We start from the raw sequence: 9,971 nt of genomic DNA on the forward strand, positions 1-9,971 counted from the left end.
TTTAGGATAGGATTTCTAATTAAATCAAGATTCGGTTTTTCCTTTCAATCCTGCTAACCCTTTGCTAAATAAGGAATATAAAGTTCCCAATCCACCTACGATTCCTGCTACAAATGTCGTAGCTTGATCTAGAAAAGTTTTATCAAAATAACTGATCATGGCAATGGAAATCAGAATAAAACTGACTACTGCTATTTGGATAGAATTTACATTTCCTCGTTTTTTCTGGTCAGCCTTAAATAATGACTTTTCTTCCTCAGTAATATTTACCAATAAAAATTGTCTGAAATTCCTGTCAAATAATTTTGGCAGTTCATCCTTTTTCCTGGACAAAACACCTTTTTGCAACAGTTCCAGTATGGTTGGTTTATTTGAATAATTGAAAAATCCTTCTTCGCTGTAGTAGTAACATACTTTTTTTTCTTCAAAGCTTAATTCAGACCATATATTATAGAAATATGCTTTTCTAGATCGGATCAGGATATTTGTCTCCTCCTCTCCAAAACTATCAGCTATAAGATCCGGAGGTATTGTGATGGGTATATACTCAAAATGGAAAGAAGAAAACAACTCCGAATAATTTATCTGATCGAATCTTTGGCTGAAGGAGCGGAAATGTTCTCTCCATGAAATCCCGGACGTTAGGATCAAGCGTACTTCATTGAGATGAGCAAAACTTATTATATGAGGTAATTTTTCAATTAACAACTTCTGATCCGGCAAACAATGGACGTTTTGAATCAGCCAAATCTTTTTCGCGGTTAGGTCAGGGGTATTTCTTTCTCCCCATAATAATGTAGGGTTGGAGGCACAATCCGTCATCTCAATAAGCCCGGGATCATCAGTCAAATTTTCTTCGACCCATTTTAAGTTTATATCAGAATCAATTCCTACTAGAAATAAACTTTGCATAGATTCTTTTAACTGTTGGTCTGCTTTAGGTGTATCATCTTGAAAATAGCTGAAATCAAGTAAGTAAATTTTATAAATTAAAGCCATAACCAGCCAAACCAATCCCGATACAAGCACAAAGAAGATTAAAACCACACCAAAGATCCACCAAGGGCTTTTAGGAATTCTTTTGCTATAATTTTCAGTAAACTGCGGATCGAGAATATGATTTTTTATTATTGGTTTTATATAGGATCTGTTGGGATAGATAAATGAGGTAACCAAAGGATCAGTCTGACCAGTTATATTTCCAAAGAAATTTCTCCGTATTTCATCATATTCCTGCCAAAACCCATCGGGTTTTGTAAAATCTTCACTTATTATATCTTTTTTTATATCTTTTTCCCAAAAAGTGGATTCGTAACCTTGGATTTTTGAATAGATGATGTATCCGGGAATAAATCCGATCATGAATATCCACATTACAAAAAAGTTGGTAAAGAGATAGTGGAAGTCGATTGTAAGCCTTTTATGCTTCAAAGCAACTTCTTTCTGATAGGCCTTATTTTCAATTTCTTCTTTCGACCTGTCTAATTCTATATTTAATCTTCTATTTGCTTTATGCTGTATTGCCTCAAGCTTTTTTCTTTTTAGAGAAACAAAAAAAGTAGATCCGATTACCCAAAACAAAAGAAAAAAATAATGCCATGTATTGAGAAAAAAGAAAAGCTTAACAAAAGTCAAGATCAGGATAATTCCCATAAAGAAATAAAACAAAATTATCTGTCTGTTAGCTGAAATAGCCATTTCTAGCTGATAAGAAAAAGTTCTGCGCGCATCTGTAGTATTAACCCATACAGGCCCAAGTAAATTAAACATAACAATCCTATAATGAAAAGTATTGATTACGAGGATCAAGAACATCCCGAAAAAACTCACCCATGTCAGGTGATAATAATAAAGGATCACAAAAAGAGAAATAACCGAGAACTTTATCAAAAACTTAAAATTTTCAAGCTTTGATTGTTTTGGAAAAATGTAGTTATAGGCAAAGTTTTCCAGCTGCTGGTTTTCAGTGCTGAATCGGTTTATTTTATTGCTGAAAGAAATAAATGACAGAAACAGAAGATATAGAAGTATAAAGGCAGAAGTTTCGTAAGTGACCAAAGAAGAATAAACGTGTTCCAGATGTTCATCTTTGAGATACAAGAACCATAGCGATTGATCAAACTCAGTTTTAGGCTGTAACTTAGTCAGTGTGCCCAAAAACGCATGTCCATCCAGGTATAATGGAATTTCCCATTTAAAATCACTTGTTCCCCTTTTATTTTCGTTAATGATTCCATTTACTTCATTCCACTTAACGGAGGATAACAGCTGAGAAATGCTATCTGCAACGGCTTTGATTCTTTGACTTTTGTATATAATCAGTCCATCATCTTTAAACAAGATAAATTCCTTGGTATCATTAAAACTTAATACGGAGTCCTTCCACTCAAATGTGATTGCTCTTACCTCTTTTTGTGAAGGTTGGAGTTCACTGATGACAGATTCCAGCACCGCGTTTTTTATTGAATAGTGAGAGCCTATGTAAAGTTGCTTTGACTTAGAAGCATCGAATAATGAGTCTCTTATTGAATCATTTTTAAGTTCTCTTTTTGGATCATTTTTAAATTTGTAATAATACTCACGATGGCTAAGGGATGTAATCAATGTTGAAATTGTATCAGGCGTTCCTTTATTAAATATTTTATTGACACCTCCTTTAGGGTTGATTTTTATCAATTCGTTATACTTGTTCTCTTGCCATATAGTATCCCAATCCTGTAGAATATCGACCTTGGATTCAACTATTTGACTAAGGCCATTTTTGATAGAAATTATTGCATTATTATGGTCCGAATCAGGAATCGGATGGTGATTTTTAAAAAAAGAAAATCCAAAACCAATCATCACCATTATACCTATCAATGATAATCCTATAGAAAAAACTCCAAAACGGGTCAATTTATCACCTTCGGTAAAACCAAAAAATGAGATTATCGGGGTGGAGAAAAACATCAATCCCAATAAGAAAACCAGGATTGTAAGATTTGTAAAATCCACCTTTCGGCCGATGGATTCAAAATATGAGGTTTTAATAACAGCAGTAAGATAAAAGTCAAGGTTGCCGATCACGACAGGTGTGGAATAAGCCAGATAATCCTCATCGTTATATATAATCTGGTCTTTATAAATAGGTACTTCAAAAAAATCACTTTTCTTCTTTTTTAAATTCGCAAATGATTTGCCTATTTCATCATAAGGATAAATAACTGAACCTGAGGTGTCAGTCAGAAATATAGTTTCATAAAATTTCTGCTTGTTGATTTTACTTAAAAGGTTGTCAAAAGTTATTTTTTTCCATTTCCCATTTATTTTTATCTCTAGAAATGGTTTAGTTTTTTCATCTGAATTTAATCTCGAATTGTCAACTTTAAAGGTTTCAAAATTTATATCTTGATTGAATTTAGGATCAGGTTTTCTACCATTTTTTTTTATTTCATCCTCAATAATGCTTTGCTTTTCGTTCTGTAGACTTTGGCTGATCAAAGATTGGTATCCAACTTCAAAATTGCCTTTAATCAATTCAATATTTCTTATGGCTTGGTCTTGGAGTTCTAACCTGTTCCTTCTAGATTGTTGAAACAGCATAAAAGCGATGACAACAACTGCCACCATAAAAATTCCCCATATCTTGAAGTTCTTGAGCCCCATAAAAATTTTGTTTAAAAAGGAAAAACAATATACAAATACTGTTGAAAATCAAAAAGATATGAACATGTTTTCTTTGAAAAAGAATATAAAACCCCGGAAGCTTATTAGTCTGTTTTTTAAATTTTTCCTATAAATTCATCCGATCGCAAAAAGGGAAGCCTTTCCTTTCAAATAATAATATGACGTCAAATTCTTCCGCAACCAGAACTATAGATGTATATTTTCTACCCTATCTTAAACAGAAAACCTCAATATTATTAATCATGCAGTTTCAAATAATCAATTTCGATTCTCCGTTTTTTGGATTTTTATAAATATACAGGCATATTTATTGCTTATCTTTGTAACTGGGAAAAGTTAAAAATCGAATAAAGAAAGTTATAACAGCCAATTCAATGAAAAAATACCAAATCTATTTTATTCTCATTATTTTTTTGTCATTTCCTACATTTGGACAGGATGCAGACTCTTTGGGATCACTCAACAAAGGCACGATCAGCAGTCAATTTGACTATCTTATCAAGTCCTCCAATAATTACCAAGAATATAAAGTCATCAAAAAAACAAGCCTTGATAAATTCAAAGCCAATGTTTTGGATTCTCTGGATCTCTTTAAAAATCAACTTCAAACCGTAAACCAAAGCCTGGCAGAACAGCAATCCAAAATAGCCGGATTTGATAAAGAGATCGCTGATACCAAAGTGCTCCTAACCACAGCCGAAGCTGCACGGGATAATTTCGAAATTTTTGGCATGCCTATTTCCAAATCATCCTACAACAACCTGATGTGGACTATCGTAGGTTTACTTACTGCAGCATTTCTCTTCTTTTTGTTTAAATACAGCCAAAGCCATAAACTGATATCCAAGGCTCAAAAAGACCTTTCCGATACCCTAGAAGAATTTGACCAGCACCGAAAAAATACCCTCGAAAGAGAACGAAAACTCAAAAGGGAATTGGTGGATGCCATGAATGGAAAAATTAATTGATACTTTTTATCCAAAAAAAATCCCGCAGAAAGTAATTTCTGCGGGATTTTTTGTGTCAGGGTAATTTTAGGTCAAAAGGATCAACAATAAGATAATTACGAGGATCGCTCCGATTGAAAGATAGACACCTCCACCCAGTTGCCTTGCTTCGGCCTTCATTTCTTTAAGTTCAGTTTTGACCTCTTTCATTTCTGCATTACTCAATTCAGAAAAGTCCATGCTTTTGATCTCTGATACTCTGGATTCGATTTCAGATAGACGAACCTTTTGTTCGGCAGTCAATTCTTCTTTTGCTTCTTTGTTACCCTTGGCATCTGCTGCCGGTGTAATTGTCAAAAACATTGCACAGAAAGAGAGTGCGTAAATTAATTTTTTCATAGTGATGTTAATTTAAAGGAGATGATTAATAATAATGAAGATAAACTGTTTTAATTAGATTTCAAGAATCAGGCCAAAATCACCAGTTTTGATCCTTCGTAAACCAGAAATGGATTTGTTCCTTGATCCTGCCGTTTGATTATTATTTGTAATTTAGCCATTCTTTGAAAATTCCGCCACCGGAATCAAATCTTTATACCTCAACCCATTTACCTCATGTCCCCAAAAGGAGATAAAAAACTTTTCCTTCTCGATGCCATGGCATTGATATACAGAGCCCATTTTGCATTCAGCAAAAACCCACGTATTAATTCCAAAGGACTCAATACAGGCATCATGCTCGGATTTACAAACACCTTGCTCGAAGTATTGGAAAAAGAAAAGCCAACTCATATCGCAGTTGCATTCGATACCAAAGCCCCGACTTTCAGGCATGTTCAGTTCGAAGCTTACAAAGCCAACCGTCAGGAACAGCCGGAAGACATTGAAATTGGTATTCCTTGGGTAAAGAAAATCGTGGAAGGATTCAATATCCCTATTTTAGAGCTCGATGGGTTTGAAGCTGATGATATCATCGGAACCATAGCCAAAAAAGCAGAAAGGACGAGTTTTGTGGTTTACATGATGACTCCTGACAAAGACTATGGTCAATTGGTGGAAGACCATATCTTTTTGTATAAACCTGCATTCATGGGAAATGGGGTGGATATTATGGGCCCAAAAGAAGTTTGTGCCAAATGGGAAATTGATCATGTGGATCAGGTCAGGGACATTTTGGGACTGATGGGTGATGCGGTCGATAACATCCCGGGGATTCCCGGAATAGGTGGAAAAACTGCGACAAAACTTTTAAAGGACTTTGGCACCATTGAAGGCTTGCTCCAAAACACGGACAAACTCAAAGGCAAGCAAAAGGAAAATGTGGAGAATTTTGCCCAACAGGGATTGCTCTCCAAAGAATTGGCTACGATCAATTTGGATGTTCCGGTAGCCTTCGATGAAGTTTCACTTCGCTACGATGGACCCAACGAAGATAAATTAAAAGCCATCTTCTCCGAACTTGAATTCCGGACTTTGACACAAAGGGTGTTTGGGGAGAAAATGAAAAAACCCGCGCCAAAAGCCAATGAACAGCTTGGACTTTTTGGTCCGGTGGATACGCCCAAAACCAATACCCAATATATCGAAGAAGAGGAATTGTCCGAAGAGGAAAATCCGGGGGCCGGCGCTCTTCAGGTCTATGACAGCATCCTCACTACTGCCAATGATTATCATAAAATAGAAGGCCAAACAGCCATTTTAGAATTGATCTCCTACCTAGAGCTTCAAGATGAATTTTGCTTTGACAGTGAAACCACTTCGCTGAATCCCAATGAGGCTGAATTGGTGGGTTTGTCCTTTTCTTATGTTCCAGGTGAGGCTTTCTATATCCCTTTTCCATCAGATCAGGACGAATCCAGGAAACAACTTGAGCTTTTCAGAGGAGTTTTTGAAAATGAGAGCATCACCAAGATAGGTCAGAATATCAAATACGACATGCTGGTGCTGAAAAACTACGGCATGGAAGTCAAAGGCAAATTGTACGATACCATGCTTGCCCATTACCTGATCGAGCCTGAAGGAAAGCATTCAATGGATTGGTTGGCACAACAATACTTAAATTACAGGCCGGTTTCCATAGAAACATTGATTGGTAAAAAAGGAAAAAATCAGGGCACGATGCGGGATGTGGACGTGGACGAAGTGGTCCCATACGCTGCTGAGGATGCTGATATAACCTTGAAACTGAAACAAAAATTTGACCCTATTATCAAAGAAAATGGTTTGGAAAAACTGCTTCATGAAGTTGAAAATCCGCTGATTGAAGTCCTGACCGACATGGAATTTGAAGGGGTAAAAATAGATACGGAAAGTTTGGCAGAGCTCTCCATTCTCTTGGAAGATGAAAGCAAAGTAATCGAAAAAAGGGTTTATGAATTGGCCGGGGTACGGTTCAACCTTGCCTCCCCAAAACAGTTGGGCGAAGTTCTGTTTGAGAAACTCAAACTTGATCCCAAAGCCAAAAAAACCAAAACCGGTCAATACGCTACGGGTGAGGAGATTTTGAGCAAGCTAGCCAACGAACATGAGATCGCAGAAGCCATCCTCGAATACCGACAGATGGTGAAGCTGAAGTCAACCTATGTGGATGCGCTGCCCACGATGATCAATCCAAAAACCGGAAGGGTTCACACTACCTACAATCAATTTGTGGCCGCGACAGGCAGGCTATCTTCCATCAATCCCAACTTACAGAATATCCCTATCAGAACAGCGAGAGGTAGAGAAATCAGAAAAGCTTTTGTGCCAAGAGACGAAAACCACGTGATCCTATCTGCGGATTATTCTCAGATCGAGTTGCGCATCATGGCGGCTTTTTCTCAAGATGCTTCTATGATTGAAGCATTTAAACAAGGCAGGGATATTCATGCTACTACTGCTGCCAAGATTTTTAAAGTTCCTTTGGAAGAAGTCACCACCGACATGCGGAGAAAAGCAAAGACAGCCAACTTTGGCATCATTTACGGCATATCGGTATTTGGGCTTTCACAGCGCCTGGCTATACCTAGGTCTGAAGCCAAGGAAATCATAGATGCTTATTTCGCTGAATTCCCTGCAGTAAAGCAATACATGGACGGCGCCATCGAAAAAGCCAGAAAAAACGAATTCGTAGAAACCATCTTAGGACGCCGACGTTACCTGCGTGATATCAATTCCAGGAACATGACCATGCGTGGCTTTGCTGAGCGGAATGCCATCAATGCCCCGCTTCAGGGTTCGGCTGCCGACCTGATCAAAGTTGCGATGATCAATGTCTATCGATGGATGAAATCGGAAAACCTCAAATCCAAAATGATCCTTCAGGTGCATGATGAATTGGTCTTTGATGCACACAAAGACGAAGTCGAATTGCTCCAAAGGGAAATCCCTAAACTCATGTCCAATGCCGTCAAAATCGACGTCCCCATCGAAGTTGAGACAGGAATCGGGAAAGATTGGCTGCAAGCACATTAGGGAGACGTGAGACGTGAGACGCTAGACATAAGACACAAGACATGAGATATGAGACTTGAGACTTGAGACTTGAGATAGATTTTCCGATAAGCTTGAAATTCTATTACCAATAAAAATGAATCAGTGATTATTGTAACCAATTCATTAAAACCAAAAAAATAAATATTCCGAATTCTTATACACCAAACTTTCAACTCACGAGAATTCAGTCTCACGTCTTGTGTCTCATATCTCACATCTCCTCAAAAATGGCTAAAACAAAAACAACCTTCTTCTGTCAAAACTGTGGTGCACAAAGTCCAAAATGGATTGGAAAATGTCCAGCTTGTGGGGAATGGAATACCTATGTAGAGGAAGTGATCCAAAAGGAAGAAGCCGGAAAAGGGAATTGGAAAGCTATAGGATCAAGAGAAAAAAGGGCCTCCACTCCAAAGCGACTTTCTGAAATCAATTTTGAAGAGATGCCAAGGACCGTGACCCATGATGCAGAACTCGACAGGGTTTTGGGTGGTGGTATTGTACCGGGTTCCTTGGTGCTGATCGGGGGTGAACCTGGTATCGGCAAGTCCACGCTGATGTTGCAGATTGCACTTTCATTGCCAAAAGTAAAGGTACTCTACGTCTCGGGAGAGGAAAGTGAGGCACAGATCAAGATGCGTGCAGAGCGGATGGCTTTCCAATCCGACAATTGCTATGTGCTGAGCGAGACCAATACCCAACAGATTTTTCAACAGATAGAAATCCTTCAGCCTGATTTATTGATCATCGATTCCATTCAGACTCTCCATAGTCAATATGTTGAATCTGCAGCAGGATCCGTTTCCCAAGTCCGGGAATGTACGGCTGAGCTCATGAAATTTGCCAAGGAAACTGGTGTGCCTGTTTTCCTGATCGGGCACATCACCAAAGACGGTTCCATCGCGGGACCCAAAGTCCTCGAACATATGGTGGATACGGTTCTCCAGTTTGAAGGAGACAGACACCTCTCCTACCGAATCCTGAGAACTTCCAAAAATAGGTTTGGCTCGACCAATGAGCTTGGCATCTATGAAATGCGTGCAGAAGGGTTGCGACAGGTAGCCAATCCCTCAGAGATTTTGCTGACGCAAAGAGAGGAAGTATTGAATGGTGTTGCGATTGGTGCGATGCTCGAGGGGAACCGACCGCTTTTGATAGAAATCCAATCTTTGGTCAGTCCTGCTACCTATGGCACACCGCAACGGAGCAGTACAGGATTTGATGCCAAGCGGTTGAATATGTTATTGGCAGTATTGGAAAAAAGAGGAGGAATGCGCTTGGGACAACAGGATGTCTTCCTCAATGTTGCAGGGGGAATGCGTGTCGAGGATCCCGCTTTGGACCTTGCCGTCTGTGCTTCCTTGGTTTCTTCTTATGAAGACAGTCCCGTTCCGGAGGACATCTGTTTTGCAGGGGAAGTAGGATTGGGAGGAGAAATCAGAGCGGTCAACCGTGTCGAGAACAGAATTGCTGAGGCTGAGAAATTAGGGTTCAAAAGGATCATGGTCTCCAAATATGCCATCAAAGGATTGGATGTAGACAAGTACAAGATTCAGGTTATCGCAGTGAGTAAGTTGGAAGAGATGTATCAGAGGCTGGTGGGGTAATTAAAATCACCTCACGCCGAGCCGCAGAGAAAAGGAATTATGAATTCAGAATGAAGGATGAAGGAAAAGGGATGAAGGATGAAGGATGAAGGTTCAGAATGAAAAATGTTGAATGCAGAATGAATAAAAAAAGATTCGGTATAAAGTTAGGAAGGAAGATGTTTTTTCTCTGAGTCCTTAGTGAACTCTTGGGTAAATGTTCTCACTGATTTTTCTTTGTGAAGTTAAACTCCATTCAGCCCTGAAAGAGCGAAACTTGTCGAAGGAATTATTCCGC

Annotated in this window: 5 protein-coding genes; 3 read left to right on the forward strand and 2 right to left on the reverse strand. The window is 38.5% G+C overall.

The window, feature by feature from the left end:
- Window positions 1-24: 24 nt before the first annotated feature.
- Window positions 25-3,648, reverse strand: coding sequence for a hypothetical protein (locus M3O96_RS15670; protein ID WP_249722083.1), 3,624 nt, complete (start codon window positions 3,646-3,648; stop codon window positions 25-27).
- Between the two features lie 395 nt (window positions 3,649-4,043).
- Between M3O96_RS15670 and M3O96_RS15675 the strand changes: the two genes are divergently transcribed.
- Window positions 4,044-4,637 carry a hypothetical protein gene (locus M3O96_RS15675; RefSeq protein ID WP_249722085.1) on the forward strand — a complete coding sequence of 198 codons (594 nt, stop codon included), beginning with the start codon at window positions 4,044-4,046 and terminating at the stop codon, window positions 4,635-4,637.
- A 66-nt stretch (window positions 4,638-4,703) separates the two neighbouring features.
- On the opposite strand, the gene M3O96_RS15680 is transcribed toward M3O96_RS15675, so the two are convergent.
- Entirely contained in the window at window positions 4,704-5,015 is a 312-nt protein-coding gene (locus tag M3O96_RS15680; protein ID WP_249722087.1) for a hypothetical protein, read from the reverse strand.
- A 216-nt stretch (window positions 5,016-5,231) separates the two neighbouring features.
- Here M3O96_RS15680 and polA point away from each other — a divergent pair, with 216 nt between their 5' ends.
- Complete coding sequence (gene polA / locus M3O96_RS15685; RefSeq protein ID WP_249722089.1) at window positions 5,232-8,069, forward strand: DNA polymerase I; 2,838 nt, start codon at window positions 5,232-5,234, stop codon at window positions 8,067-8,069.
- 248 nt (window positions 8,070-8,317) lie between these two features.
- Complete coding sequence (radA, locus tag M3O96_RS15690) at window positions 8,318-9,694, forward strand: DNA repair protein RadA (RefSeq protein WP_249722092.1); 1,377 nt, start codon at window positions 8,318-8,320, stop codon at window positions 9,692-9,694.
- The last annotated feature ends 277 nt before the right edge of the window (window positions 9,695-9,971 follow it).

It is taken from the genome of Aquiflexum sp. TKW24L, assembly GCF_023502205.1.
Classification (GTDB): domain Bacteria; phylum Bacteroidota; class Bacteroidia; order Cytophagales; family Cyclobacteriaceae; genus Cognataquiflexum.